This is a genomic window from Brevibacterium sp. LS14 (genome assembly GCF_012027885.1).
GTDB classification, from domain to species: Bacteria; Actinomycetota; Actinomycetes; order Actinomycetales; family Brevibacteriaceae; genus Brevibacterium; species Brevibacterium casei.
Map to the genome: position 1 here is coordinate 1 of NZ_SJXG01000009.1, position 26,528 is coordinate 26,528.

The following is a 26,528-nucleotide window of genomic DNA, read 5'->3' on the forward strand; positions in this document are numbered from 1 at the left end:
ATTTCTGGCATCACATTGTTCAAACAAACACGCTATTGGATTCTCAAACCACAAACACACACCCACACCACACACGAGAGGACTCGCGTGCTCGTTGGGGGCATCCACAGATTTCGCACTTTTCGCCTTGCGGCCCGCCGTACCAGCGGATGTCTACTCTACAGTGTCTTTCCGAACCGTGCAACTCGAAGTTCATCTTCGCGTCACTCGGATTCGTCATCGAACTGAAGCGTTCGCTGCCTCAGCAGCTCGATCTACTCTACACGAGTGCGATCCGCTCAGGCAAGGCCGAGAAGGGCCTTGCAGAGGTGATCTCGCTCACCGCGATCCCGGCGCCGGCCGCTGAGTGCCGGAACCCCGGCGAATTCATTCAGCTCCGCGCCTGCGTTCTCACGCCACCGGCGCGACGCCACCGATGCGACGGCAGCAGCCTCACGCCACCGGCGCGACGAGCTCGGGCGAGTCGTTACGGACGTTGCCGACGGCCCGGCCCACCTTGTGCCGCGTCACCGAGGCCGGGTCGACCTGGGCCAGGGTCGAGGCGAGCAGATCGGGAACCTCACCGCTCGGCACCGCCGGGTCGATCCAGTCGTCGAGGTGCTCCCGGGAGAGGAACACGGGCATGCGGTCGTGAACCTCGCGCAGGTGCCCGGCGGATTCCATCGTGAGGATCGAGGTGGAGACGAGCCACGCATCGTCCGGCTGCTTCCAGAACTCGAAGAGTCCGGCCATGAACAGCGGATCGGCTCCGGCCGCTGACATCATCCACGGCTGCTTACCGTCCTCGGTGACCTCCCACTCGTAGTAGCCCGGGATCGGCAGCGCGCAACGGCGGCGTTTGATCGCCTGGCGGAACATCGGCTTCTCGAGCACGGTCTCCGACCGCGCGTTGAAGGCCTTGAAGCCGATTCCCGGATCCTTCGCCCAACTGGGGACGAGACCCCAGTGAGCGGTCTCGAGGCGCCTCGTCACCTCCCCTTCGTCGTCGAGGCGTTCGACGACGATGGGGATGTCGGCTCCCGGAGGCACGTTGTAGCGCGGGGTGTAGTCATAGGAGACGACGTCGAGTCGCAGCTCGTCGGCGAGGTCCGCCGGATCCGAGGACAGATTGAGTCGACCGCACATGCGCCAATCCTCTCACTTCACTACACTGTCGACAATGGCGGCGGAGAAGAGCACAGCGTTGAGATTCGATCCCATCGAGGAGTCTCGGAAGCAGTGGCTCGCCCACGGGTGGGACGAGGCGACCGACGGAATGAACACCGTCATCTCGGTCATGCGCATCCATCAGCTCTTCCTCGCCATGGTCGACTCCGCGCTCAAGCCCTTCGCACTGACCTTCTCGCGGTACGAGGTCCTCACCCTCCTCTCCTTCACACGCGCGGGCACCCTGCCGATGTCGAAGATCTCCGCCCGGCTCCAGGTCCACGCAACGTCGACGACGAACTCCGTCGACCGGCTCGAGAAGGCCGGACTCGTCCGCCGCCGCAGCCACCCCGACGACCGCCGGACCACTCTCGTCGACCTCACAGAGGCCGGGCGGGAACTCGCCGCACGGGCCACCTCGGCGCTCAACGACGAGGTCTTCACGTCCCCGGCCTTCGCCGGCACCGACCTCGGCGAGCTCCTCCCCCACCTCGAAGCGCTGCGCACCAGCCTCGAACCCCGTCCCTGAACCGCGGGCACGGCAGACACCTGCTGCCACGGGACCGGACTCCCCCATTTAGTTGGACGTCCAAGTAAATCCTCCGTATCCTGGTGGAAACGGTGACCGCGGTCACCTCGGAACTGCGCGCTGAGCGCCCATTCGCCTTCCTGGAGGAACCATGTCCCGCAGCACTGCGACTGCCCTGCCGTTCGGACTCACCGAGGAGCAGCAGACCATCTCCGCGATGGTCCGCGACTTCGCCGACACCGAGATCGCCCCGCACGCCCTCGAATGGGACCAGCAGCACCACTTCCCCGTCGACGTCATCAAGCGCAGCGCCGACCTCGGCATGGGCGGCATCTACGTCCGTGAGGAGTCCGGCGGCACCGGGATGGGCAGGATGGACGCCGCCCTCATCTTCGAGGCGATGTCGACCGGCTGTCCCTCGGTCGCCGCCTACATCTCGATCCACAACATGGTCGCGTGGATGATCGACAAGTACGGCAACGAGGAGCAGAAGGAGAAATACCTGCTCCCGCTCGTCTCGATGGAGCACCTCGGCAGCTACTGCCTCACCGAGCCCAATGCCGGCTCCGATGCCGGGGCGCTGCGCACGACCGCCAGGGAGGACGGTGACCACTTCGTCCTCAACGGCGTCAAGCAGTTCATCTCCGGTGCCGGGTCGTCCGAGACCTACCTCGTCATGGCGCGCACCGGGCAGGAGGGGGCCCGCGGCATCTCCGCGTTCATCCTCGAGAAGGGCATGGAGGGACTGACCTTCGGCCCCAACGAGCAGAAGATGGGCTGGCGTGCGCAGCCGACCCGCCAGGTCATCATGGAGAACGTCCGGGTGCCGAAGGAGAACATGCTCGGAGAGCCGGGGCAGGGCTTCAAGATCGCGATGTCCGGACTCGACGGCGGCCGGCTCAACATCGGCGCGTGCTCCCTCGGCGGCGGACAGTCGGCATTGGAGAAGGCGATCGAGTACATGGGCGAGCGCCAGGCCTTCGGCACCGAACTCACCGGTTTCCAGGCCCTGCGCTTCGAGGTCGCCGAGATGCAGACGAAGCTCGAAGCCGCCCGGTCCCTGCTCTGGCGCGCCGCGAACGCCTACGACGCCGGGGATCCGAACACCTCACTGCTCTCGGCCATGGCCAAGCTCACCGCCACCGACTCCGGCTTCGATGTCGCCAATCGCGCCCTCCAGCTCCACGGCGGCTACGGGTATCTGACAGAGTATGGGATTGAGAAGCTGGTCCGTGACCTGCGGGTCCACCAGATTCTGGAAGGCACCAACGAGATCATGCGCGTGATCATCTCGCGCAAGAGCACAGGAGTGGGCTGATATGACGACACAGGCCTCGGCAGAGCCGAGCATCCTCACCTCGGACTCCGGCGGAGTCGGACGCATCGAACTCAACCGACCGAAGCTGATCAATGCGCTCAGCCTCGACATGGTCGCCGGCATCGACGATGCCCTGCGGGCCTGGTATGACGACGACGGCGTCGCGCTCGTCCTCGTCACCGGTCGCGGCGACCGCGGTCTGTGCGCCGGCGGGGACATCAAAGCCGTGTACACCGACATCGTCGCCGGCAGCGACGAGAACTCCCGGTTCTGGAACCGCGAATACCGGATGAACGCGGCCATCGCCGAATACCCGAAGCCCTACGTCGTCATCATGAACGGCATCACGATGGGCGGCGGCGTCGGGATCTCCGGGCACGGCTCCCACCGCATCGTCACCGATTCGACGAAGGTCGGCATGCCCGAGACCGGCATCGGCCTCTTCCCCGACGTCGGCGGCACGTACCTGCTCGCCCGCGCCCCCGGAGAGCTCGGCACCCACCTCGGACTCACCGGCACCGCCGTCGGCCCGGGAGCGGCGATCGCGCTCGGGCTGGCCGACCACTACGTGCCCGAGGCCGACATCGCCGACCTCATCACCGACCTTGAGTCCGGCGGGGACGTCGAGACCGTCATCGCCCGGTATGCGGCCGAACCCCCGGAGAGTGAACTCGCCGAGGCGGCCGCCTGGATCGACGAATGCTACCGCGGCGATGACGCCGAGGCGATCGTCGCGGCCCTGGCCGCCCACGACAGCCCCGACGCCCGCGCCGCCGCCGAGCTCATCCTCACCAAGGCCCCCACCTCGGTGAAGGTGACGCTGGCGGCCCTGCGGAAGGCGGCGACGATGACCCTGCCCGAGGTCCTCGAGCAGGACTACCGGACCGCCGTCGAGATGACCCGTCGCCCTGACCTCAGGGAGGGCATCCGCGCGCAGGTCATCGACAAGGACCGCAACCCCCAGTGGTCCCCGGCCACCCTCGCGGAGGTCGACGACGCCACCGTCGAGCAGATCCTCACCACCGAACAGGAAGCCAAGGTGTTCTCATGAGCGAATTCGCAACGATCCTCACCAGCGTCGCCGACGGCGTCGCGACGATCACGATCGATCGGCCGAAGGCCCTCAACGCCCTCAATCTCCAGGTCCTCACCGACATCACGGATGCGGCCACGGCCTTCGACGCCGACGACTCCGTGCGCGCAATCATCATCACCGGCAGCGAGAAGGCCTTCGCCGCCGGTGCCGACATCAAGGAGATGGCCGACCTCGACTTCGCCACCGCGTACCGGGCCGACTGGTTCGCCGGCTGGGAGCGGCTGACCAGCGTCCGCAAGCCGATCATCACCGCCGTCGGCGGCTACGCGCTCGGCGGCGGCTGCGAACTCGCGATGATGGGCGACATCCTCATCGCCGCGACCACGGCGAAGTTCGGCCAGCCCGAGATCAACCTCGGCGTGCTCCCGGGCATGGGCGGCTCGCAGCGTCTCACCCGCGCCGTCGGCAAGGCCAAGGCGATGGACATGTGCCTGACGGGTCGGATGATGGACGCCGAGGAGGCCGAACGCTCCGGGCTCGTCGCCCGGGTCGTCGCTCCCGAGGAGCTGCTGGCGACGGCGAACGAGATCGCTCGGACGATCGCCGGGAAGTCCCTCATCGCCTCGGCGATGGTCAAGGAGGCGATCGACGTCGCCTTCGAGACGACCCTCGAACAGGGTCTGCGCTATGAGCGTCGGCTCTTCCACTCGGCCCTGGCGACGAACGACCAGTCCGAGGGCATGGCCGCCTTCGTCGAGAAGCGCGACCCGAACTTCACGGACTCGTAGCCGCAGCCGATGCCCCGCAGGGCGCGGACGGGAGGCGATCCCGTCCGCGCCCTACGTCGTCTCCAGGCCCGCGAAGAGCGCCCGGATGGTGGGCCCTCACCGCAACCTAACAATCGTTCAGTTAGAGTGGGGCTGTTCGCTCATCCAAGGAGGCATCGTGAACCTGTTCGAGACGCTCGACCTGCGCCTGCGACTCCCCGTCGTCGGCTCCCCGATGTTCATCGCATCGGGCCCCGAGCTCGTCACCGCCCAATGCCAGTCGGGCATCATCGGCGGATTCCCCACGCTCAACGCGCGCCCGGCGTCGATGCTCGCCGACTGGTTCGCCGAGATCACGGAATCGAATGCGAACTGGACCGCCGCGCACCCTGAGCGTCCGGCCGCCCCGTTCGCCGCGAACCTCATCGTCCACCGCTCGAACAACCGCCTCGAAGCGGACCTCGCCGAGGTGGTCCGCCATGAGGTGCCGATCGTCATCACCTCGCTCGGCGCCCGCGAGGAGGTCAACGAGGCCGTCCACTCCTACGGCGGGGTCGTCCTCCACGACGTCATCAACAACCGCTTCGCGCACAAGGCCGTCGAGAAGGGCGCCGACGGCATCATCGCCGTCGCCGCCGGTGCCGGCGGGCATGCGGGAGCGCTCTCCCCCTTCGCCCTCGTCCAGGAGATCCGCTCGTGGTTCGACGGACCGCTGCTGCTCTCCGGGGCGATCGCGCACGGCCAGTCGATCCTGGCCGCGCTCGCGGCCGGCGCGGACTTCGCCTACATCGGCTCCGCGTTCCTCTCCACCCACGAGGCCAACGTCGTCGACGAGTACCGGCAGATGATCGTCGACTCGGTCGCCGATGACGTCGTCTACTCGAACTACTTCACCGGGGTCAAAGGCAACTACCTGCGCGGATCGATCGTCGCCGCCGGCCTCGACCCCGACGCCCTGCCGGAGGCCGACCCGACGAAGATGGACTTCGGCACCGACCCGGAGTCGGGCACGAGCGCGAAGGCGTGGAAGGACATCTGGGGCTCGGGTCAGGGCATCGGCGCCCTCGGACTCCAGTGCTCGACGGCCGACCTCGTCGATCGCCTCGTCGGCGAGTACGAGGCGGCCCAGGCGCAGCTGCGGACCCGCCTCGCCCGCACCCAGTCCGCACCGACGCAGGCGGCCGGCACCCTCTGAGGCAGACTCACGGACTCACGCGCAGTCGATGCCGAGAGCCGAAAACCGTTCGACGCCCAGCGGGGTGATCTCCAACGATCGCCCCGCCGGGCGCCTGCGCACCAGCGCGAGGTCTTCGCAGACGGCGAGCAGACGCCGCCCGAACCGGCCCGAGCAGTGGATCTCCCGCTGCGACCAGTCCATGCACGCTCCGATCCCCCGCCCGCGCCCGGGTGGGAGCTCGAGGCGGACGCCGAACATGTCCTCGAGCACGGCCTCGACCTCGTCGCCGAGGTGCAGGGGGCAGTCGGCACCGGTCACCCGATCGGGATCGTCGGGGTCGACGTCGTCGCGGTCGATGCCGCCGCGTTCGACGAGGACGCCGAGGAGGTCGACGCCGAGGCGACCCGCGAGGTGGTCATAGCACGTGCGTGCCCGTGACAGCGCCGCCAGCTCACGGTTGCTGTTCAGCGATGTCACCGCAGGAGGGGCGCAGAGCGCTCCGAGGTGCTCGATGACGACAGCGATGTCGGCCCGGACGCTCTCGGCGAGCTCGACATAGCGGTAGCGTCCGCTGCGCCGCACACTCACCCATCCGGCCTCCCGGGGCACGGAGAGGTGACCGGTCATCGTCTGCGCGCTCACGCCGCAGTAGCTCGCGAGATAGGACACCGGGGTGCGCGAGCGGTCGAGGAGGAGATCGAGGGCCTTCGCCCGGGTCGGGTCGGCGAGCAGCCGGGCGAGCTCCCAGAACGGCGGGACGACGACCGGGGCGGGAGCTGCGCTTCTGATGGTCGGAGTCTACGCCCAGGACACTTCGGCCGGCTCCGAAGTGTCCCGGACCTAGGCTTCGAGCATGCAGATCCTCGCCTCAGTGACCTTCGTCCTCATCTGGTCGACCGGCTTCATCGTCGCCCGAGCCATCGGCGATGCCCCGCAGACGTTCCTCTTCTGCCGCTTCCTCGGCGCGGCGCTCGTCCTCGGTCTCGTCTGCGTCGTCTGTCGCCACCTCGTCACCCGCTTTCCCCACCGTCTGCGACTGTGGAAGCCGGCGGCCGCTCTCGTCGGTGCCGAGTCCGCGGAGCCGGGTTCAGGAGTGCGCACGGTGTGGACGCTCCTCTTCATCGGTGCGCTGCAGAACGGCGCGTACCTGTGCCTGTCGTACTTCGCCGTCGTCGACGGCTTTCCGGCCGGGATCATGGCCCTCGTCGGCGGCTGGCAGCCGGTGCTCACCCTCGTCGTCACCGCGCTCGTCGTGCGCAGGCGCCCTGATCAGGCCGTTCTGCTCGGCGTCGGGGTCTCGCTGGTCGGCATCGCCTTCGTCCTCGTGCCCGGCGTTCTCGGGACCGCGGGCCCGGTGCGGCCGATCCACATCGTCCTCGCCTTCACCGCGGTCACGTGCCTGTCCGCGGGCACGATCTGGCAGAAGCGCGTCGCCGCCCATCCTCTGCTGCCGACCCTGGCCTGGCAGTCCCTCGGAGCGGCAGGCGTCGCCTTCGTCGCGGCGATCCTCACCGACGAGCGGGGCGCTGACTTCGGCTGGCCCTTCCTCGCCGGACTCGTGTGGTCGGTGTTGGGCATCTCGATCCTCGCGATGCTCATCATGGTCCACCTCGTGCGCGTGCGCTCCGCGGCCTACGTCTCGGCTCTCGTCCTCGGCGCACCCCCGCTGGCCGCCCTCGAGGCGGCGCTGCTCTTCGGTGAGCGGCTGAGCTTCGTCCAGTGGACGGGCACCGTGCTCACCCTCGTCGGGGTCGGACTCGTCGTCCTCGTCCCCCAGGGCAGCCCGCCGGAGCTCAGACGGTCGAGATGATCCCCCGCTCGGTCAGGCGGGACGCGAGACCGGCGCCGTCGGGCGCATAGATCCACGGCACGCCCTGGCCGCGGCCGTGGCGCTTCGAGCGACCGCCCGCCCACACGGCCTCGCCGACGGTGAGCTGGCGGATCGCGACGGCCGCGACGTTGTTCGGGTGGTTCTCGACGAACTCGCCGTAGATCTCTTCGTCGTTCTGCCCGTCGTCGCCGATGAGCAGCCACTTCATCCACGGGAAGTCCCGGGCGAGGCGTTCGAGCGTGTTGCGCTTGTGCTCCTTGCCCGAGCGGAACACGCGCGTCGTCGTCGGCCCCCAGTCGGTGAGCAGGAGCGGCCCGATGGGATAGAGGTTGCGGGAGAGGAAACGTTTGAGCGTCGTCGCCGAGTTCCACGCCCCCGTCGAGAGGTAGAGGATCGGGGTGTTGGGGCGCATATAGGTGATCCGGTCGTAGAGGACCGACATGCCCGCCACGGGTGAGCGGGCGTGCTCGCTGAGGACGAAGGTGTTCCAGGCGGCGAGGAACGGCCTCGGCAGCGAGGTGACCATGACGGTGTCGTCGATGTCGGAGATGATCCCGAACGTCGAGTCCTCCCCGATGATCCGCACCGCCGCGGAGTCGACGAGTGAGCCGTCGGTCCACAGCTCGATCTCCGTCTCCCCCGGGGTGAAATTGCCGGGGATGACCGTGTCGATGATCCCGCCGCGGTCGGAGGTGACCATGTGCTCTTCGTCGTTGATGCGCACCCACGCCGTGTCGTTGGGCAGCGGCACGCTGACGAACGACCGCCAGCCGCGCACGCTCGCCTGCGCGTCGGCCGACGGATGGCCGTCCGGGGTGAGGACGAGTCGGGCGAGGACCCGCACCCAGTCGGTGCCCCCGTACGTGTCGTAGGCGAGCACGGTGCGCTGGTAGTTCTGATCGGTCGCCCGATTCTGGATCCAGCGGTTGAACCGGTCCTCGAGCCGGGCTGCGGTGTGGAGCATGTCGGGTGTGAGGTTGAGCGGTCCCTCGTCGGGCTTCTTCTTGGCCACGGGTGATCCTCCGGCTCGCTGTCGTCAGGGTGTGGTCAGTGCTCTCTGCGACCGCCGGCGCCGATGCGCCGAGGTCGGATCAGATGAAACCGACCTTGTCATAGACTTCGCGCAGTGTCACCTCGGCGATGGCATTCGCCTTCTCCGCTCCGGCGTCGAGGAGGCGCTGCAGCTGGGCCCGGTCCGCGAGGAGCTCGGTGGTGCGCTCGCGCATCGGGGCGAGCGCCTCGACCGCCACCTCGGCGAGGTCGACCTTGAGGTGGCCGTACATCTTCCCCTCGTAGTCGGCGACGATGTCGGCGACGGGGCGACCGGTGAGCGAGGAGTAGATCGTGAGCAGGTTGGACACGCCGGGTTTGGCCTCGGGGTCGAAGCGGATCTCCGTCTCGTCGTCGGTGACGGCGGACTTGATCTTCTTCGTCAGGGCCTTCGGCTCGTCGAGGAGGTCGATGCGCCCGAGCGGGGACGGCAGCGACTTCGACATCTTCGCCTCCGGGTTCTGGAGGTCGTAGATCTTCGCCGTCGCCTTGAGGATCTGCGCCTCGGGCACGACGAAGGTCTGCCCGAAGCGGTGGTTGAAGCGCTCGGCGAGGTTGCGGGTGAGTTCGAGGTGCTGACGCTGGTCCTCCCCGACGGGCACCATCTGCGGGTTGTAGAGGAGGATGTCGGCGGCCATGAGCGCCGGATACGTGAGCAGGCCGAGGGAGACATGGCCCTGCTTGGCGGACTTGTCCTTGAACTGCGTCATCCGCGTCGCCTCGCCCATCGAGGTCGTGCACTCGAGCACCCAGCTCAGCCGGGGGTGCGCGGGGACCTGGGACTGGACGAAGATCGTCGACTTCTCCGGGTCGAGGCCGGCGGCGATGAACTGCGCCGCAGTGGTCAGGGTCCGCTCACGCAGTTCGGCGGGATCCTGCTCGACGGTGATCGCGTGCATGTTCGCGATGAAGTAGAAGGCGTCGTGGGACTCCTGATGGGTGACGAACTGCTGCAGGGCTCCGATGTAGTTGCCGAGATGGAGGGAATCCGAGGTGGCCTGGATGCCCGAGACCGTGCGGGGCAGTGAAGGTGTCGTCATGCCTCTATGATGCCTCTGACCTGCTCACCCCCGCCAATCGCGGGCGTGTGTGCGGCCCGTTCCCCACCGTGTCCGTCCCCTCGCCGAGGCGGGGGTGAGATCCGGACCACACCTGCGAGTACACTGGCGATGAAGGACACATGATTCGCCAAGGCGACTCTCAGGATCGGGTTCGCACCCGCTGCCTGCGACGACGCTGATCGACTTGTGACCGGAAGTGCCCCAAGCTCAATGAGGAGGACCGAGTGTCGGTTGAATACGTCAAGACGGAGGAGAGCCTGCCTCCTGTCGCGGTGGTCGAAAGGCCCCGGTGGACTCCGGCGAAGATCGTGCTGTGGGTGGCCATCGCGCTCATCGCCGGTGCCGGGTGGACGATGGTCGCCTTCGTCCGCGGCGAGGAGATGTCGGCGAGCTGGTTCGTCGCCGCCGCGGTCGGCAGCTACCTCATCGCGTTCCGCTTCTACGCGAAGTTCATCGAATGGAAGATCGCCCGTCCCGACCCCAGGCGGGCCACGCCCGCTGAGCTCAACGACAACGGCCGCGACTTCGCTCCCACCGACCGCCGGGTCCTCTTCGGCCATCACTTCGCTGCGATCTCGGGTGCCGGACCGCTCGTGGGCCCGATCCTCGCCGCGCAGATGGGCTACCTGCCGGGCACCCTGTGGATCATCCTCGGAGTCATCGTCGCCGGCGGCGTCCAGGACTACCTCGTCCTCTTCTTCTCGATGCGACGCAACGGACGCTCGTTGGGTCAGATGACCCGCGACGAGCTCGGCCGCACCGGCGGCATCATCGCCTCGATCGGGATCATCCTCATCATGGTCATCCTCATCGCGGTCCTCGGCGTCGTCATCATCAACGCGCTCGCCGAGAGCCCGTGGGGCGTGTTCTCCATCGCCATGACGATCCCGATCGCGATCTTCATGGGCGTCTACATGCGCTACCTGCGACCGGGCAAAGTTGTCGAGACCTCGGTCATCGGCATCGTCCTCCTCGTCGCGGCGATCGTCGCCGGCGGGTGGGTCAACAGCTCCCCGTACTGGTCGGAGGTCTTCCTCCTCGACAAGGTCACCCTCGCATGGTGCCTGATGATCTACGGCTTCCTCGCCGCAGTCCTGCCCGTGTGGGTCCTGCTCGCCCCGCGCGACTACCTCTCGACGTTCATGAAGATCGGCACGATCGTGCTGCTGGCCGTCGGCATCCTCATCGTCAACCCGACCGTGCAGATGCCCGCGTTCACGGAGTTCGCGTTCAACACTGCGGGCCCGGCCTTCGCCGGCGCACTCTTCCCGTTCCTCTTCATCACGATCGCCTGCGGTGCCCTCTCCGGATTCCACGCGCTCATCTCCTCGGGCACGACCCCGAAGCTCATCGAGAAGGAGTCGCAGGCCCGGCTCATCGGCTACGGCGGCATGCTCATGGAGTCCTTCGTCGCGATCATGGCGCTCGTCGCAGCGATCTGCCTCGACAAGGGCCTCTACTTCGCGATGAACGCCGCCGAACCGCTCACCGGCGGCACCGTCCAGGGCGCGGCCGACTTCATCAACAACTCGCTCGGCATGTCCGGGGTCGAGACGACCCCGGAGTACCTCCAGCAGGCGGCCACCGATGTCGGTGAGGAGAGCATCGTCTCCCGCACCGGCGGTGCCCCGACGCTGGCGATGGGCATGGCGCACATCCTCCACAACGTCTTCGGCGGACCGGCGTGGATGTCGTTCTGGTACCACTTCGCTGTGATGTTCGAAGCGCTCTTCATCCTCACGACGATCGATGCCGGCACCCGCGTCGCCCGCTTCATGCTCAGCGATGCGCTCGGCAACTTCGCCAAGCGCTTCCGGGATCCCTCGTGGACGCCCGGCGCCTGGCTGACGACGGCGATCATGGTCGGCGCGTGGGGTTCGATCCTCCTCATGGGCGTGACCGATCCGCTCGGCGGCATCAACACCCTCTTCCCGCTCTTCGGCATCTCGAACCAGCTGCTCGCCGCGATCGCGCTCGCCGTGATCTTCGCGATCGTGTGCAAGATGGGTCTGGCCCGGTATGCGTGGATCCCGGGGATCCCGCTCGCATGGGATCTCGTGGTGACGATGACGGCCTCGTGGCAGAAGATCTTCTCCTCCGACCCGAAGCTCGGCTACTGGGCCCAGCACTTCACCTACCGTGACGCACTCGCGGCCGGGGAGACCTCGGTCGGAGCCACGCAGGGGGTCGAGGCGATGAACGCGGTCGTGCGCAACACCTTCGTCCAGGGCACGCTCTCGATCGTCTTCGCCCTCCTTGTCGCGATGGTCGTCGTCATGGCGCTGTGGAAGTCGATCGAAGCCATCCGCAAGGGCTCGATGCCCACGAGTGAGGAGCCCTTCACGGAGTCGAAGCTCTTCGCCCCCGCCGGGCTCATCGCCCGCCGGGCCGAGCGCGAGGTCCAGGCGCAGTGGGAGGAACGATCGGGCACGGAGCCACGGCCATGACCGACACGCAGACCCATCCGCTCACCCGCCTCGTCAGGGACCCGTGGGGGTCGCTGCGCCGAGGCGGGGCCTGGCTGCTGTGGTATCTCAAGGAGATCATGGGCGAGAACGCCTACATCCACTACCTCGAGTCCTACGAGCGCAGGCACGGCACCCGGGAGGGAGCGATGGGTGAGCGCGAGTTCTGGCGCGACGTCACCGACGAGCAGGACCGCAACCCGAAGGCCCGCTGCTGCTGAGTCGTCCCCGCGGCTGAGACGACTTCGGCCGCGGGGACAGGGCTCTGTCACAGCAGAGCTCTGCCGCTGAGACGGATTGTCGTCGGCTCCTCCCATCGTCGAAGATGGAGGCATGCGGACGTGGTTGTTTCTTGCGGGGGCGATCCTCGCCGAGGTGACGGGGACGCTGTCGATGAAGGCCGCCCTCGAGCACCCCGCCCTCTATGTCCTCATGGCGCTGGGATACGCGTGCGCGTTCGTCTTCCTCAGCCTCACCCTGCGGTCGGGGATGCCCTTGGGCATCGCCTACGGGATCTGGGGCGCGGCCGGGGTCGCGCTCACCGCCGCCGCCTCGGCGGGCTTCTTCGGGGAGCCGATCACCCCGGTCATGGGCATCGGCATCGTCTGCATCATGGCCGGGGTCGTTCTCGTCGAGGTCGGCCATCGCGGTGAGGAGAAGCCGGCGTCGGCGCGCATCGACCTGCCGCCTCGGCGAGGGGAGGACGCATGATCGTCGGCTGGATCCTCCTCATCGGCGCGATCCTCCTCGAGGTCGCGGCGACGATCTGCCTGCGCATGGCCTCGGTCGGCGGATCGAAGGCATGGTACGCGGGCGTGGCAGGCGGCTACATCGTCTCCTTCAGCCTGCTCAGCCTCACCCTGCGCACCGGGTTCCCGCTCGGGGTCGCCTACGGGATCTGGGCGGCCACGGGCGTCGCCCTCACCGCCCTCGCCGGCCGCGTCCTCTTCCGGGAGCGGCTGACCCGGGTGATGATCGCCGGCATCGCCCTCATCATCGTCGGCGTCCTCCTCATCGAGGTCGGCTCGCAGATCTGAGCTCGGGGATCGCGTAGTCGATGACGAGCGGGGCGTGATCGGACCAGCGCTCGCCCCAGCTGTTCGCCCGGTCGACACTTGCTCCCCTGGCCGTCGCCGCGAGCCCCGGGGTCGCCATGTGGTAGTCGATGCGCCATCCCGCGTCGTTGTCGAAGGCCTGGCCGCGCATCGACCACCACGTGTAGGGGCCGTCGATGTCGCCGGCCAGCTGCCGGTGGACGTCGACGTAGCCGACCTCGCCGAAGAACCGGTCGAAGTAGGCCCGCTCCTCGGGCAGGAACCCGGCCTTCTTCCGGTTCGCCTTCCAGTTCTTCAGGTCCCGTTCGGTGTGGCAGACGTTGAGGTCGCCGGTGACGAGGACATGGTCGGAGGCGGCAGCGAGCTCGGGAAGGCGCTCGGTCATCCGGTCGAGGAACCGGTACTTGTCGTCCTGCTTCGGGGTGCCCGCCTCACCCGAGTGGACGTAGGCGGAGACGAGGGTGAGCACGGTGTCGTCGCCGAGGCGGAAGTCCGTCTCGAGCCACCGCCCGGCTCGGTCGAAGTAGCCGTCGGAGCCGATGCCCTCCCGCGTGGCGAGGGGTTCGGCCTTCGCCATCACGGCGACTCCGGCACGGCCCTTCGCCTCGGCGTCATGGCTGATCGTCGTGTACCCCGCACCTTCGAGGACGCCGAGGGCGATGTCGTTGGCGGCACGGACCTCCTGGAGGGTGATGAGGTCGGGGGCGGAGGCATCGACCCAGGTGGGCATCCCCTTTCGCCATGCTGCGCGGACACCGTTGACGTTGACTGAGGCAATGCGGATCATTCCTCTATGATGGCAGAGCGAAGTACTCTTCCGCGCACCGGCGTTATAGAGTGAGAGCACGAACGAACCACCTGAGGAGGGGCAATGGCTGATGAGAGATTCGATCCGGAAGAGCTGAGCATCAGTCCGCTCGATGAGGTCGACGCCCGCGAGATGCGCGAGTTCCTCCTCAGTGCGCAGGAGAACTTCTGGGGAGACCGCGACCTGCGGGCCGACCACGACGCGTACTGGTTCCGCCAGTTCGTCGCCTCCGGCCTCGTCGCCCGCTACCGCTCGGAGATCGTCGGCTACCTGCTCGGTGAGATCCCCGCCAGAGGGCCTGCCTACATCCATCTCGTCGCCGCCCGGTCGGACTTCCGCCACCTCGGCATCGGCCGTGAGCTCTACCGCGCGTTCTTCGACCACGTGCGCCAGTTCGGCGGCGATACGGTGCAGGCGACGACCGATCCTGAGCAGACCGGAGCGATCTCGTTCCACTCGTCGATGGGCTTCAGCGGCGAACTCGTCGAGGACTACGCGGGCCCCGGCAACCCGCGCGTGTTCTTCGAGCTCAAGCTCAACCAGGACTGAGGCGCCTCCCCCGGAGCGCCGCACGCGGCCCGGTCATCTCCAACGAGGTGACCGGGCCGTCGTCGTCCGTGCTCTCACCGCTCACCCCGAGGCGAACAGCCGCAGCGCCAGACCGGCGATGACCGCCGCGGAGACCATCGCAGTGATCCGCCGGCCGGATCCGGAGAGGAGCGCCTTCCCCGCACTGCGGCCGATGAGCACAAGCACGCAGTGCCACGAGGCCGAGGCGAGGACGATGCCCGTCAGGAGTGCGACGGCCTCGGATGCGGTGCCCGCGCTCAGCAGCCCCCCGGAGACGACCACCGAGACGAAGTAGAGCAGCGGCCACGGATTGAGCGCGGTGAGGGAGAAGAAGAGGAGCGCTTCACGCCAGGCGCGCCCGGTCGCGGGCGCGGTCCGAGGCGGTTGTCCGTCGCCGCACTCCGGTCCACCACCGGCGGTTCCGCGCTCGGGATCCCCCGGGTCGCGGGTGAGACCGTCGACCGCGATGCGGGCGGCCAGGACGAGGAGGACACCGGCACCGGCGACGGTGACCGCCGACTGCCACGGTGCGATGAGGCGGGCGGCGGCCGCGCCGCCGAGCAGCGCCGCCACGGCGTAGAGCGCATCCGCGGCCACGGCCCCGAGGACCGCCGCGAGTCCCTGCCGCAGCGTCGCGGACGCGCTGCGGTGGATGAGGAGGACGGCGACGGCACCGACGGGGATCGCCAGTCCGTAGCCGGCCCAGAGTCCGAGTCCGAATGCCTGCCACATACGGCCACGATGGCTCATCCGAACCGTTCGCGTCTATCGAAGATTTCGCCATTCATTGTGTAGTGTTTCACCATGATCGATCCGCGCCTGCGCACTCTCCGAGCCGTCCGCGAGGTCGGGACCGTCACGGGAGCCGCGGCCACCCTCCATGTCACCCCGTCGACGGTGTCCCAGCATCTCAAGCAGCTCTCCCGCCTCGTCGGTGCCGAACTCGTCGAACCCGTCGGACGGAATGTCCGTCTCACAGAGGCCGCGGAGATCGTCCTCTCCCATGCCTCGGCGCTCGACGCCGAATGGGAGCGAACGCTCGCGGACCTCGCGACCCTGCGCGCGGACGAGGGCGCTCGTCTGCGGATCTCCGGGATCGCCTCGGCGATCGTCTCCCTCATCTGTCCCGCCGTCGACCGCCTTCGCGACATCGACCCGCGGATCGCAGTGGAGATCCGCGAGGACGCGATCGGGGACCGGTTCCGGATGCTCGCGGACGCGGAGACCGACATCGTCGTCGCCGTCGCCGGCTCTCACCGTGTCGGGGCCGCAGAGGATCGGGGAGGCGAAGCGCACGATCTCCTCGTCGACCCGCTCGACATCCTCGTCGGGGAGGCCCACCCGCTTGCCGACGCGATATCCGTCGGCCTCTCCGATCTGGCCGACGAGACCTGGATCGGGGCCGGCGATATCCGCGACCAGCAGGTGGTGTTCGCCGACCTCTGCGCTCAGGCGGGCTTTCGCCCGCGCGTGCGCCACGACGCGCTCGACTGGTCGGCGGTCGCCGCGCTCGTCGGTCACGGCCACGGCATCGCCTTGTTCCCGCGCACCGCTTCCCTGCCGGCCGGTGCCGCCGTCTCGAGGATCCCGGTGACGTGGCCCGACTCCCCGTCCATTCCCCATCGGCTGCTGCGCGCCCACGTCCGTCCCGGCAGCGCCGCCCATCCGGTCATCGCCGCGGGACTCGACGCCCTGCGGGAGCAGGGCAGGCTCCTCGCAGGCCCGACTCCGGACTGAGCAGAGATTGCGAACGGCCCGGTCGCCTCATGAGAGGCGGCCGGGCCGTCTGCAGTTCCCCGGAACAATCCGGGCCGTTCTGCGTCGTCGGCTCAGCGTGTCACTCGGCGGAGCGCTGCGCGGTGTCGACGACGTTCTTGAGCAGCAGGGCACGGGTCATCGGACCGACCCCACCGGGGTTGGGCGAGACCCAGGCGGCCACCTCGGCGACACCGGGATCGACGTCACCGACGATCTTCGACTTCCCCGTCTCCGGGTCCTCCTCACGGGAGACCCCGACGTCGAGGACGATTGCACCGGGCTTGACGTCCTCGGACCGGACGATGCGCGGGGCACCGGCGGCGGCGACGATGACGTCGGCCTGCTTGAGCAGCTCGGGGAGGTTCCGGGTGCCCGTGTGGGTGAGCGTGACCGTCGCGTTGTACTCCCGGCGGGTGAGCAGCGAGCCGATCGACCGGCCGACGGTGACCCCGCGGCCGATGACGACGACGTGCTTGCCGGCGAGCTCGATGCCGTTGCGGACCATGAGCTCGATGACCCCGCGCGGGGTGCACGGCAGGGGTGTGGTGATCGGGCGGCCCACGTTGAGCATGAGCCGACCGAGGTTCGTCGGGTGGAGTCCGTCGGCGTCCTTGGCCGGGTCGATCCGCTCGAGGATCGCATCGGTGTCGATGTGGTCGGGAAGCGGCAGCTGCACGATGTAGCCGGTGCACGCGTCGTTGGCGTTGAGCTCGTCGATGACCTCTTCGAGCTCCTCCTGCGTCACCGAGGCGGGCAGGTCGCGACGGATCGACTCGATGCCGACCTCCGCGCAGTCGCGGTGCTTGCCGGCGACGTACCACTTCGATCCCGGATCGTCGCCGACGAGGACCGTCCCGAGACCGGGGACGATCCCCCGCGAAGCGAGCTGACCGACCTGCGCCCGCATCTCGTCCTTCATCTGCGCGGCGACGGCCTTGCCGTCGAGGATCTGCGCGGCCATCAGTACTGCTCCAGACCTTCGTAGAGCGGGAAGTCGTCGCTGAGCCGCTTCACCCGGGCGGCGAGCGCCTCGACGTCGGCACCGGGCTTGAGCGCCTCGGCGATGACGTCGGCGACCTCGGTGAACTCGGCGTCGCCGAATCCGCGGGTCGCCAGCGCCGGGGTGCCGATGCGCAGACCCGAGGTGACCATGGGCGGGCGCGGGTCGAAGGGCACGGCGTTGCGGTTGACGGTGATGCCGACCTCGTGGAGGAGGTCCTCGGCCTGCTGCCCGTCGAGGGCGGAGTTGCGCAGGTCGACGAGGACGAGGTGGACGTCTGTGCCGCCGGTGAGCACGGTCGCCCCCGCCTCGGCGACATCGGCCTCGAGGAGACGGTCGGCGAGGATCTGCGCGCCGCGCAGGGTCCGCTCCTGACGGTCCTTGAACTCTTCGGTCGCCGCGAGCTTGAACGCCACGGCCTTCGCCGCGACCACATGCATGAGCGGACCGCCCTGCTGGCCGGGGAAGACCGCGGAGTTGAGCTTCTTCGCGTACTCCTCCTTGCCGAGGATGAAGCCCGACCGGGGGCCGCCGATCGTCTTGTGCACCGTCGAGGAGACGACATCGGCGAACGGGACGGGGTTGGGGTGGAGGCCTGCGGCGACGAGCCCGGCGAAGTGGGCCATGTCGACCCAGAGCTTCGCACCGACCTCGTCGGCGATGTCGCGGAAGGCCTGGAAGTCGAGCTGGCGCGGGTAGGCGGACCAGCCGGCGACGATGACCTCGGGACGGTGTTCGAGGGCGCGCTCACGCACCTTGTCCATGTCGATGCGGTACGTGTCGGGGTCGACCTCGTAGGAGGCGACGTCGTAGAGGCGGCCGGAGAAGTTGATCTTCATGCCGTGGGTGAGGTGGCCGCCGTGGGCGAGCGAGAGGCCGAGCATCTTGTCGCCCTGGCGGGCGAGCGCATGCATGACCGCGGCATTGGCCGAGGCACCCGAGTGCGGCTGGACGTTGGCGTACTCGGCGCCGAAGAGGCTCTTGGCCCGGTCGATCGCCAGGTTCTCGGCGATGTCGACGAACTCGCAGCCGCCGTAGTAGCGCTTGCCCGGGTACCCTTCCGCGTACTTGTTCGTCAGCACCGAGCCCTGGGCTTCGAGGACCGCGCGGGGAACGAAGTTCTCCGAGGCGATCATCTCGAGCGTCGAACGCTGCCTGCCCAACTCGAGGTCGAGGACTTCGGCGATCTGCGGGTCGATGTCTGCAAGCGAAGCCTGCAGCGAGGTGTCGGACATATGCACTCCTGTGGCGTCGAGGACTGGCGGCACGGATCCGGCCCGCGCGCGTTCCGAGGCAATGCTAACAGCGTTGCCCCCGCCCGGCTCAGGCCGACCGCCTGCCGGATCCCGGACACGTGAGCGGCCGGCAGGGTCGGCGACGATAGGATTCCGGGCATGAGCCGTGAATGGATACTGTCAGTGACCTGCCCCGATGCGACCGGAATCGTCCACGCCGTGACCGGGGTGCTCGCCGGAATCGGAGCGAACATCACCGAATCCCAGCAGTTCTCCTCCCCCGACTCGCACCAGTTCTTCCTCCGCCTCTCCTTCTCCACACCGACCCCGGTCACCGCCGCAGACCTCGAAGGCTCGCTGTCCGAGGTGGCCGACCGTTTCGCGATGGAGATCGGCCTGCAGCCGGGCGAGAAGCGCACCCGCACCCTCGTCCTCGTCTCGAAGGCCGCACACTGCCTCAACACGCTGCTCTTCCAGCAGAGCGCAGGCCGCCTGCCCATCGACATCGTCGGGGTGGCAGGGAACCACGACGTGCTCCGTCCGCTCGCGGAGTTCCACGGCCACGACTTCCACCACATCCCCATCTCCCCGGAGACGAAGGAGAGCGCCGAGGCGGAGCTGCGTCGCCTCGTCACCGACCTCGACGTCGAACTCATCGTCCTCGCCCGGTACATGCAGATCCTCTCCCCCGACCTCTGCGCGGCCCTCGAAGGCCGCGTCATCAACATCCACCACTCCTTCCTCCCGAGCTTCAAAGGCGCCCGGCCCTACCACCAGGCCCACGCCCGGGGAGTGAAGATCATCGGGGCGACCGCCCACTACGTCACCTCCGACCTCGACGAGGGACCGATCATCGAACAGGACGTCGCCCGTGTCGACCACGACCACGACACCGCCGACTTCATCACCCAGGGTCAGGACGTCGAGGCGGCCGTCCTCGCCCGCGCCGTGCGCTGGCACGCCGAGGGGCGCGTCCTCATGGACGGTCACCGCACGGTCGTCTTCGACTGAGCGGAACGAGGCCCCGCTTCGGCGGGGAACGGGGCCCGCCTCGGCGGGGAACGGGGCCCGCCTCGGCGGGATGCGGGGGCGTGCGCCTCGGCGGGATCCGCACCCCCACCTCGGCGACGTGGTGCGGAACTGACACAAATCCCTCCGAGCCGGCCCGCGCGGGCCCGGGCTGGGCTACTGTCACTGTATGAGTGAGACTCAGCCCACAGGCCTGCGCCGCCTGCCGATCCCGCGCGGACCCGTCAACCTCGCCCGGCAGGCCCTGCTGCGGACCGCGAACCTCGGGCTGACGGCCGCGTACGGGACGTACCGGATGCACCCGGCGATCTGGCGCTTCACCGCCCGGCACTACTCGCCGAAGCTCGAGCCCTTCGCTCGGCTCAACGCGTGGATGATCTGCCAGCAGGCCTCCCTCGACGTCCCCGCCTACCAGGACTACCTCGCGCGCACCGGCTTCGCCTTCTCATGGTGGGACCTCGAGGCCTACACCCCGACGTCGAAGGACGCCTTCGTCCGGAAGTACTCTGAGGAGCACCGGTGCTGGGGCGGGAGGATCGAGCGGGTGGGCACGGTCGTCGACGAGTCCTCGGGCTCCTCGGGCACACCGTTCAACTGGATGCGCTCGAAGCGCGAACTCGACACCGTGCACAAGAACGTCGCCGGGTACGTGACGATGCTCTTCGGGGACAAGGACCTCTTCTGCATCAACGCGTTCTCGATGGGCGCGTGGGCGACGGGGACGAACACGGGTCTGGCGATGGCGAAGGTCGCGATGGTCAAGAACACCGGGCCCGACCTCGAGAAGATCCTCGACACGATGCGTCACTTCGGGCCCGACCACACGTACCTCATCAGCGCCTATCCTCCGTTCCTCAAGCATCTCGTCGACCGGATGGACTCCGAGCCCGGCGCCTGGGACGACTACCGGATGAGCGGCTTCGTCGGCGGTGAGGCGATGACCGAGGGGCTGCGCGACTACCTCGAACAGCGCTTCGACCGGGTCTACTCCGGCTACGGGGCCTCCGACCTGACGATCGGGATGGCCGGGGAGTCCGACCTCTCCGTCGTCATCCGCAGGGCGCTCGCCCATGACCTCGACTTCCGCGCCGAGGTGCTCGGACCCGACGAGTCCCGCGTGCCCATGGTCTTCCAGTACAACCCGCTCGAGACCTACCTCGAGACGACCGAGGACGGGGAGCTCGTCGCGACGATCAACTCCGCGTCGGTGATGAGTCCCAGGCTGCGCTACAACATCGGCGACGAGGCGAGACTCATCGACTTCCCGACGATGGTCGAACTCACCCGCCGACACCCCGACCTCGCTCGCGCATGCTCGCAGGCGTTCTCCGGCAACGGGATGAAGCTGCCCTTCGTCCTCCTCTTCGGCCGCTCGGACTCGACGATCTCGTACATGGGCGCGAACATCTACCCCCTCGACATCGAGAACGGCCTCTACCGGGACAACCCCCGCGCCCACCTCATCGAGTCCTTCCGGATCGAGCTGCGCGAACTGCCCGACCACGAGCACCGCCCGGCTCTGCACATCCAGCTGCGCGAGACCGCTCCGGCGCTTTCCGCCGGTGAGCGAGCCGAACTCGCCGAGACGATCCGGACCGGCGTCCTCGGCCACCTCGCCTCGGTCTCCCGGGACTTCGCGCAGAGCATGAAGGAGGACCCGACGACCGCGGAGCTCGAGATCGAGATCCACGACTTCGGCACCGGCCCCTTCGCCGAGACATCGACGAAGATCAAGAACGTCTACCTCCAGAAGCAGCCTGCAGCGTCCGCGTCCGCACCCGCAACTCAGTCAGGGGAGAGCAATGCGATCGAATGACTTCTCACAGGCCCCGCCGCAGGCCCGAGCCGGGGCGTACTTCCTCGGCGCCAACCGGTACCGCAGCCCGCTCGTCATGCTCGGCCAGCTCCGGCGCTGGCCGAAGCTCGCGAAGGCGCTGAGGCGGGCACCGGGCTACCTCTGGCATCGCAGCTACTACGAGTTCCCCGACCGCATCGGCCTCTTCGTCGCCTTCGCGACCCGAGACGACCTCCTGCGGTTCGCGCGCACCCCCGAACACGTCGAGATCATGCACTGGCTCATCGGCGACGGTGAGAAGTCGCCGGCCCGCGGCGGCTTCATCCGCCTCCTCGAGGCCGAGGAGTGGGGCTACACGAACGGCGAGTTCCGCGCCGAGGACGGCCGCCTCGCCATGATCGACTCCTTCACCCCGATCTCCGAGGAGTGAGCGTGGAGGCCGGAGGTCCACGGTCGGGACTGACGCGCCGCCGGGTGACGACGAAGGCCGAGCTGCGAGGCTTCATCGACCTCACCGCCTCGATCGCGTCCGCCCGGGGCGAGTCCGATCATGTCGTCCCCCTCGTCGCCTCGGACATCACCGCGTGGGCCTCGGGGTCCGGCTGGTTCGCCGAGGAGGTCGAGCTCTGGCTACTCACGGATGACTCCGGTGCGGCCGTGGGCCGGGTGCTCTGCCATCGGTCCCGTCTCCTCGCCGAACGGCTGAGCGACGGTCCGGGAGCGCAGGCACCAGAGACCCTCTTCTTCGGTGCGCTCGAGGCCCTCGATGCGGCCGTGATCGAGGAGATCATCGCCCTCGTCCTCGATCGGGCGGACGCGCTCGGCGCCTGCCGGGTCTTCGGTCCCGTCTCCCCGCTGCCCAATGTCACCGGCGGACTTGTCACGGCAGGCTTCGAGCATCCCGGATTCTTCGACACCGCATGGAATCCGGAGTTCATCGCCGAGGCCTTCGCCGCCGCGGGATTCTCGACATGGGGTCCCGCGCAGACATGGGAGGTCAGGCTCGACGCGGTCCCCCGCGCTCGCGCGACCGCAGTCAGCCCCGCCGAATGGTCCGAACACGGACTGCGTCGCCGGCCCGTCACACGTCTGGGCATGCGCGGGTTCGCAGCCCGGCTGCTGCCGACGCTCAACGCCGCGTTCTCAGCCCTGCCCTACTTCACGCAGATCTCCCCCGCCCAGCTGAGATCGCAGATGGCAGGGCTCTCAGTGCTGGCCGATCCCTCACTCATCGTCGATGTCGTCGGCGCCGAGGAGGGCGATGACGCGCCGTCGCGGTGCTTCGCCCTCGTCGTTCCCGACCCTGTCCCGGTGCTCCGTCGCCATGGCGGCCGGCTCGGTCCGGCAGCGCTCTGGGACCTGCTCCGTCACCGCTCCCGCCTCACCGACGCCGTGCTCATCATCCAGGGCACCGATCCCCGCTTCCAGGGTCAGGGTCTGCTCTCCCTCGTCACCAGGGAGGTGTACGCGGGACTCGTCGCCGGCGGCTACCGGCGTCTGCGGGTGACGTTCATCGCCGAGGACAATCCCGCCTCGGCGGCGGTCTTCGCCAAGGCCGGAGGCACGCCCCTGCACTCGCTCTGCTTCCTCGACCGGAGGCTCGAGTCCGCGCCGGAGGGAACGGACTTGGTCGTCGAACGGCCGGTGGCGGATGCCTCAGACACTGCGGCGACGGACGACGCGGACACGACGGGGTCGGACGCGTCCGACGTTGAGGGGGCGGATGCGTCCGACACGACCAGGACGGGAGCCTCAGTCACGGCGGGGTCGGGCACCTCTGTCACGGCGGGGCCGGGCCCGCAGTCGTCCCCCGGCATCAGCGCACGCCTGCTGACGTCGCTGTTCCGCACGGCCGGGCGGGCACCCTCGGCGCACAACACCCAGCCGTGGATGCCGACCGTCGCGGGCATCGCTGAGGACGGTGCCGTCGCCGAGGTGGGTCTCACCGTCGACCCGGACCGGACCCTGCCGGCCGGCGATCCCCGTTCCGAGGACCTCCACCTCTCGCTCGGGTGCTGGATCGAGGCGTTCGCGATCGCCGCCGCCGAGGCGGACCTCGCGGTCGACGTCACCTCCGTCGACGGGTGGGGACCGGGGCTCACTGTCGGACTCGACGTGCGCAGCGGAGCCGGCCGCCCGGGCGGCTCAGATTCCCCTGTCGCTGCCTGGCCGTCGTTCACGGTCGCCGATCTCGAGCACCGGCAGGTCGACCGCGGCCCCCTCGCCCGTGACGAGGCGGCCCTCGACTCCGCCGTCGAGACGGCCAACATCGCACTCGCACAGTCCGGGGCACGGCTCGTCGAGGTCACGGACGGACTGTGGGCGCGACTGCTCGACCGCGCCGAACACTGGTCATTCTCCACGCCCGCCGTCTTCACCGAGACCCTCGCATGGCTGCGCTTCGACCCGCGCGATCCGGCGTACCGCGAGGACGGACTCACCGCCGAGTGCCTGCGCATCCCGTCCTTTGGGGCACGAGCGGCGGCACTCCTCAATCGGGCGCCTTTGCGCCCATTCATCGCCCGGGCGGTCTCCGGTGCTCTCGCACCGATCGCGTGGTTCACGCGCCGCCCGCAGGGGCCTGCCGCCGAAACTCCTCCGAGGCGCACCGGCGCACCCCATCACCTCATCCTTGCCGCCGCTGAGGCTGCCGAGGACACAGAAGTCGCTGACGACGGAACGCCCGCGGCGAACCCGACGACGATTGCCTCGGCAGTTGCGGACTCTGGTCAGGCAGACTCTGCAAGCGCGGCCCGGGCGGATACAGTCCCGGCTGATACGGCCCCGGCTGACGTGAAGGCAATGGCTGACGTGGCGGGAATGGCTGCTGTGCGGGAGCTCCGTCTCGGACGCGATCTGCTGCGCACCTGGCTGCTCTTCGATCGGGCGGGCCTGCGCGTCGATGTCCACTCGGAGATCAAGGACTGCCCGGAGGCACACGCCTCTCTGCGCGACCTGCTCGGCCGACAGAAGTGTGCCGGCAGCGAAACTCTCCCCGACGGCAGCGCCAGGTTCACCCGTCCCATCGCCGCGTTCTCCGTCGGCCGGTCGACGACCCGGGTTCCCCGCTCGCATCGGCGCTCGGACGCCTGAGGAACAACACCCCGACCGGGACGGCCCACGGAACCGTCGCCCGCATCGGCGAGGTATCCGGACCACCTCAGCGGGACGGCACAACCGCCTCGGCGGGGAGTGCGGGACACTTCGCCGGGGCGGGACAGCCGCCTCGGCGTGGGCGGAACCGACGACAGCCCACCTTCATACCTGTCGATCGGACCGCGATTCCACCCCTGGGCGGATCTTCACACGGTATTCACACCCGGCTCATGCTTTACTGTAAAGTCTCCGGTGCTGATCAAAGGAGACGAAACCCCATGTCCGAGACAACGTTCCGCACCATCGCCATCATCCTCTACTTCGCGGGCATGCTCGCCATCGGCTGGTTCGCCTACCGGAAGACGAAGGACAGTCTCGACGACTACATGCTTGCGGGCCGGGGCCTGCGCCCGAGCGTCGCAGCGCTGAGCGCCGGAGCCTCCGACATGTCGGGCTGGCTGCTCATGGGCCTGCCGGGCGCGATCTACCTCTCGGGACTCGTCGAAGCCTGGATCGCGATCGGTCTCACCGTCGGCGCCTGGGTGAACTGGAAGTTCGTCGCGCCTCGGCTGCGCGCCTTCACGGAGACCGCCGGTGATTCGATCACCATCCCGAGTTTCTTCGAGCAGCGGCTCCAGGACCGCACGCATCTGCTGCGCATCGTCTGCGGCCTCATCATCCTCGTCTTCTTCACGTTCTACGTCTCCTCGGGGATGGTCGCGGCCGGGAAGTTCTTCGAATCGAGCTTCGGCCTCAACTACCTCGCGGGCATGCTCATCGTCGCCGCGATCACGATGGTCTACACGCTCTTCGGCGGCTTCCTCGGCGCCACGCTCACCGATGTTGCCCAGGGGCTGCTCATGTTCGCCGCCCTCATCGCCGTGCCCATCGTCGCCGTCATCAATGCCGGCGGACCCGCCGAGGTGATCGCCAACGTCCGGGAGATCGACCCGAGCCTGCTCAGCCTCTTCGGCTCCGGCTCGTTCTGGGCCGGAGGGACCTATCTCGCCGTCATCTCCTCGCTCGCGTGGGGTCTGGGCTACTTCGGCCAGCCGCACATCATCGTCCGCTTCATGGCCCTGCGCACCCCCGCCGACGCGACGGTCGCCCGGCGCATCGGTGTGGGCTGGATGGCGATCTCGGCGGCCGGTGCGATCGCCACGGCCATCGTCGGCATCTCCTACTTCTCCCAGCACGCCGATCAGGCGCCCACCGACCCGGAGACGGTCTTCCTCGACCTCGCGCAGATCCTCTTCCACCCGTTCATCGCCGGGCTCGTCCTCGCCGCGGTGCTTGCGGCGATCATGTCGACGATCTCCTCGCAGCTCGTCGTCACCTCCTCGGCACTCGTCGAGGACCTCTTCAAGATCGTCGCGAAGCGCGCTGGGTCGACGCGCACCCTCCAGGACAAGACGTACGTGCTGCTCGGCCGCCTCGGCATCCTCATCGTCGCGGTCATCGCCGTCCTGCTCGCAATCTCGCCGTCGAACAGCATCCTCGATCTCGTCGCCTTCGCGTGGGCGGGCTTCGGCGCCTCGTTCGGCCCGATCGTCCTACTCACCCTGTTCTGGAAGAAGCTGACGAACTGGGGCGCGCTCTTCGGCCTCATCTCCGGTGCCGTCGTCGCCTTCGTCTGGGGTCAGCTCAACACCCCGCTGACGGATTCGATCTACGAGATCATCCCCGGCTTCGCAATCAACCTCATCGTCGCGGTCGTCGTCAGCCTCGCAACCTACAAGCCGAACCCGGAGATCGACGCCGAGTTCGATGAGGGCGTGGAGCTTTCGAAGGTGAGGTGAGCG

The 26,528-nt window shown here is 68.5% G+C and carries 25 protein-coding genes; 17 read left to right on the top strand and 8 right to left on the bottom strand.

Annotated elements, in window-relative coordinates:
- Positions 1-432 precede the first annotated feature (432 nt).
- A complete protein-coding gene (locus EZE58_RS01205; RefSeq protein ID WP_009379303.1) occupies positions 433-1,125 on the bottom strand; it encodes an SOS response-associated peptidase in 693 nt (230 codons plus the stop codon).
- Positions 1,126-1,159: 34 nt separating this feature from the next.
- Here EZE58_RS01205 and EZE58_RS01210 point away from each other — a divergent pair, with 34 nt between their 5' ends.
- From EZE58_RS01210 to EZE58_RS01230, 5 genes are all read left to right on the top strand, one after another.
- On the top strand, positions 1,160-1,675 hold the full coding sequence (locus EZE58_RS01210; protein ID WP_040342047.1) for a MarR family transcriptional regulator: 516 nt from the start codon (positions 1,160-1,162) through the stop codon (positions 1,673-1,675).
- 151 nt (positions 1,676-1,826) lie between these two features.
- A complete protein-coding gene (locus EZE58_RS01215) occupies positions 1,827-2,993 on the top strand; it encodes an acyl-CoA dehydrogenase family protein (protein WP_063249822.1) in 1,167 nt (388 codons plus the stop codon).
- A 1-nt stretch (position 2,994) separates the two neighbouring features.
- Positions 2,995-4,044, top strand: a complete 1,050-nt coding sequence (locus EZE58_RS01220; RefSeq protein ID WP_167559649.1) for an enoyl-CoA hydratase/isomerase family protein — start codon at positions 2,995-2,997, stop codon at positions 4,042-4,044.
- Positions 4,041-4,817, top strand: coding sequence for an enoyl-CoA hydratase (locus EZE58_RS01225; RefSeq protein WP_063249825.1), 777 nt, complete (start codon positions 4,041-4,043; stop codon positions 4,815-4,817). Before EZE58_RS01220 ends, EZE58_RS01225 begins: the two co-directional genes overlap by 4 nt.
- 157 nt (positions 4,818-4,974) lie before the next feature.
- Entirely contained in the window at positions 4,975-5,991 is a 1,017-nt protein-coding gene (locus EZE58_RS01230; RefSeq protein WP_009379293.1) for a nitronate monooxygenase family protein, read from the top strand.
- Between the two features lie 15 nt (positions 5,992-6,006).
- On the opposite strand, the gene EZE58_RS01235 is transcribed toward EZE58_RS01230, so the two are convergent.
- Positions 6,007-6,642 carry a helix-turn-helix domain-containing protein gene (locus EZE58_RS01235; RefSeq protein ID WP_063249826.1) on the bottom strand — a complete coding sequence of 212 codons (636 nt, stop codon included), beginning with the start codon at positions 6,640-6,642 and terminating at the stop codon, positions 6,007-6,009.
- 184 nt (positions 6,643-6,826) lie between these two features.
- Here EZE58_RS01235 and EZE58_RS01240 point away from each other — a divergent pair, with 184 nt between their 5' ends.
- Positions 6,827-7,783: a DMT family transporter gene (locus EZE58_RS01240; protein ID WP_167559651.1), complete on the top strand. Its 957-nt coding sequence runs from the start codon at positions 6,827-6,829 to the stop codon at positions 7,781-7,783.
- Here the strand turns inward: EZE58_RS01240 and EZE58_RS01245 are convergent.
- Positions 7,767-8,816 (bottom strand): phosphatase domain-containing protein, encoded by a 1,050-nt coding sequence (locus EZE58_RS01245; RefSeq protein ID WP_009379290.1) that lies wholly within the window; start codon positions 8,814-8,816, stop codon positions 7,767-7,769. The genes EZE58_RS01240 and EZE58_RS01245 overlap by 17 nt on opposite strands.
- Positions 8,817-8,895: 79 nt before the next feature.
- Positions 8,896-9,894, bottom strand: coding sequence for a tryptophan--tRNA ligase (gene trpS, locus EZE58_RS01250; protein WP_009379289.1), 999 nt, complete (start codon positions 9,892-9,894; stop codon positions 8,896-8,898).
- 245 nt (positions 9,895-10,139) lie between these two features.
- On the opposite strand from trpS, the gene EZE58_RS01255 reads away from it, so the two are divergent.
- From EZE58_RS01255 to EZE58_RS01270, 4 genes are all read left to right on the top strand, one after another.
- Positions 10,140-12,362: a carbon starvation CstA family protein gene (locus EZE58_RS01255; protein ID WP_009379288.1), complete on the top strand. Its 2,223-nt coding sequence runs from the start codon at positions 10,140-10,142 to the stop codon at positions 12,360-12,362.
- Positions 12,359-12,601: a YbdD/YjiX family protein gene (locus EZE58_RS01260; protein WP_009379286.1), complete on the top strand. Its 243-nt coding sequence runs from the start codon at positions 12,359-12,361 to the stop codon at positions 12,599-12,601. Before EZE58_RS01255 ends, EZE58_RS01260 begins: the two co-directional genes overlap by 4 nt.
- Positions 12,602-12,713: 112 nt before the next feature.
- On the top strand, positions 12,714-13,091 hold the full coding sequence (locus EZE58_RS01265; RefSeq protein WP_009379284.1) for a multidrug efflux SMR transporter: 378 nt from the start codon (positions 12,714-12,716) through the stop codon (positions 13,089-13,091).
- Positions 13,088-13,417, top strand: a complete 330-nt coding sequence (locus tag EZE58_RS01270; protein ID WP_009379282.1) for a multidrug efflux SMR transporter — start codon at positions 13,088-13,090, stop codon at positions 13,415-13,417. Before EZE58_RS01265 ends, EZE58_RS01270 begins: the two co-directional genes overlap by 4 nt.
- Here EZE58_RS01270 and EZE58_RS01275 read toward each other — a convergent pair.
- A complete protein-coding gene (locus tag EZE58_RS01275; RefSeq protein WP_009379280.1) occupies positions 13,392-14,222 on the bottom strand; it encodes an exodeoxyribonuclease III in 831 nt (276 codons plus the stop codon). The two genes, EZE58_RS01270 and EZE58_RS01275, sit on opposite strands and share 26 nt — an antisense overlap.
- Before the next feature lie 84 nt (positions 14,223-14,306).
- Here EZE58_RS01275 and EZE58_RS01280 point away from each other — a divergent pair, with 84 nt between their 5' ends.
- A complete protein-coding gene (locus tag EZE58_RS01280; protein WP_009379278.1) occupies positions 14,307-14,792 on the top strand; it encodes a GNAT family N-acetyltransferase in 486 nt (161 codons plus the stop codon).
- Positions 14,793-14,873: 81 nt separating this feature from the next.
- Here the strand turns inward: EZE58_RS01280 and EZE58_RS01285 are convergent, their stop codons facing one another.
- A complete protein-coding gene (locus EZE58_RS01285) occupies positions 14,874-15,545 on the bottom strand; it encodes a LysE family transporter (protein WP_009379276.1) in 672 nt (223 codons plus the stop codon).
- A 72-nt stretch (positions 15,546-15,617) separates the two neighbouring features.
- Between EZE58_RS01285 and EZE58_RS01290 the strand changes: the two genes are divergently transcribed.
- A complete protein-coding gene (locus EZE58_RS01290) occupies positions 15,618-16,550 on the top strand; it encodes a LysR family transcriptional regulator (protein WP_009379275.1) in 933 nt (310 codons plus the stop codon).
- Between the two features lie 100 nt (positions 16,551-16,650).
- On the opposite strand, the gene EZE58_RS01295 is transcribed toward EZE58_RS01290, so the two are convergent.
- Together EZE58_RS01295 and glyA are read right to left on the bottom strand one after the other, a co-directional pair.
- The gene (locus tag EZE58_RS01295) at positions 16,651-17,532 is read right to left on the bottom strand and encodes a bifunctional methylenetetrahydrofolate dehydrogenase/methenyltetrahydrofolate cyclohydrolase (RefSeq protein ID WP_009379273.1); all 882 of its coding nucleotides are present in this window, start codon (positions 17,530-17,532) and stop codon (positions 16,651-16,653) included.
- Positions 17,532-18,806, bottom strand: coding sequence for a serine hydroxymethyltransferase (gene glyA, locus EZE58_RS01300; protein WP_009379272.1), 1,275 nt, complete (start codon positions 18,804-18,806; stop codon positions 17,532-17,534). Before glyA ends, EZE58_RS01295 begins: the two co-directional genes overlap by 1 nt.
- A gap of 159 nt (positions 18,807-18,965) precedes the next feature.
- On the opposite strand from glyA, the gene purU reads away from it, so the two are divergent.
- From purU to putP, 5 genes are all read left to right on the top strand, one after another.
- The gene (gene purU / locus EZE58_RS01305) at positions 18,966-19,817 is read left to right on the top strand and encodes a formyltetrahydrofolate deformylase (protein ID WP_040342043.1); all 852 of its coding nucleotides are present in this window, start codon (positions 18,966-18,968) and stop codon (positions 19,815-19,817) included.
- Between the two features lie 187 nt (positions 19,818-20,004).
- Positions 20,005-21,651 (top strand): phenylacetate--CoA ligase family protein, encoded by a 1,647-nt coding sequence (locus EZE58_RS01310; protein ID WP_009379269.1) that lies wholly within the window; start codon positions 20,005-20,007, stop codon positions 21,649-21,651.
- On the top strand, positions 21,638-22,060 hold the full coding sequence (locus tag EZE58_RS01315) for a hypothetical protein (RefSeq protein WP_009379265.1): 423 nt from the start codon (positions 21,638-21,640) through the stop codon (positions 22,058-22,060). Before EZE58_RS01310 ends, EZE58_RS01315 begins: the two co-directional genes overlap by 14 nt.
- Positions 22,061-22,062: 2 nt before the next feature.
- Positions 22,063-24,723, top strand: a complete 2,661-nt coding sequence (locus EZE58_RS01320; protein WP_009379264.1) for a hypothetical protein — start codon at positions 22,063-22,065, stop codon at positions 24,721-24,723.
- A 281-nt stretch (positions 24,724-25,004) separates the two neighbouring features.
- On the top strand, positions 25,005-26,525 hold the full coding sequence (gene putP, locus EZE58_RS01325; RefSeq protein WP_009379262.1) for a sodium/proline symporter PutP: 1,521 nt from the start codon (positions 25,005-25,007) through the stop codon (positions 26,523-26,525).
- The last annotated feature ends 3 nt before the right edge of the window (positions 26,526-26,528 follow it).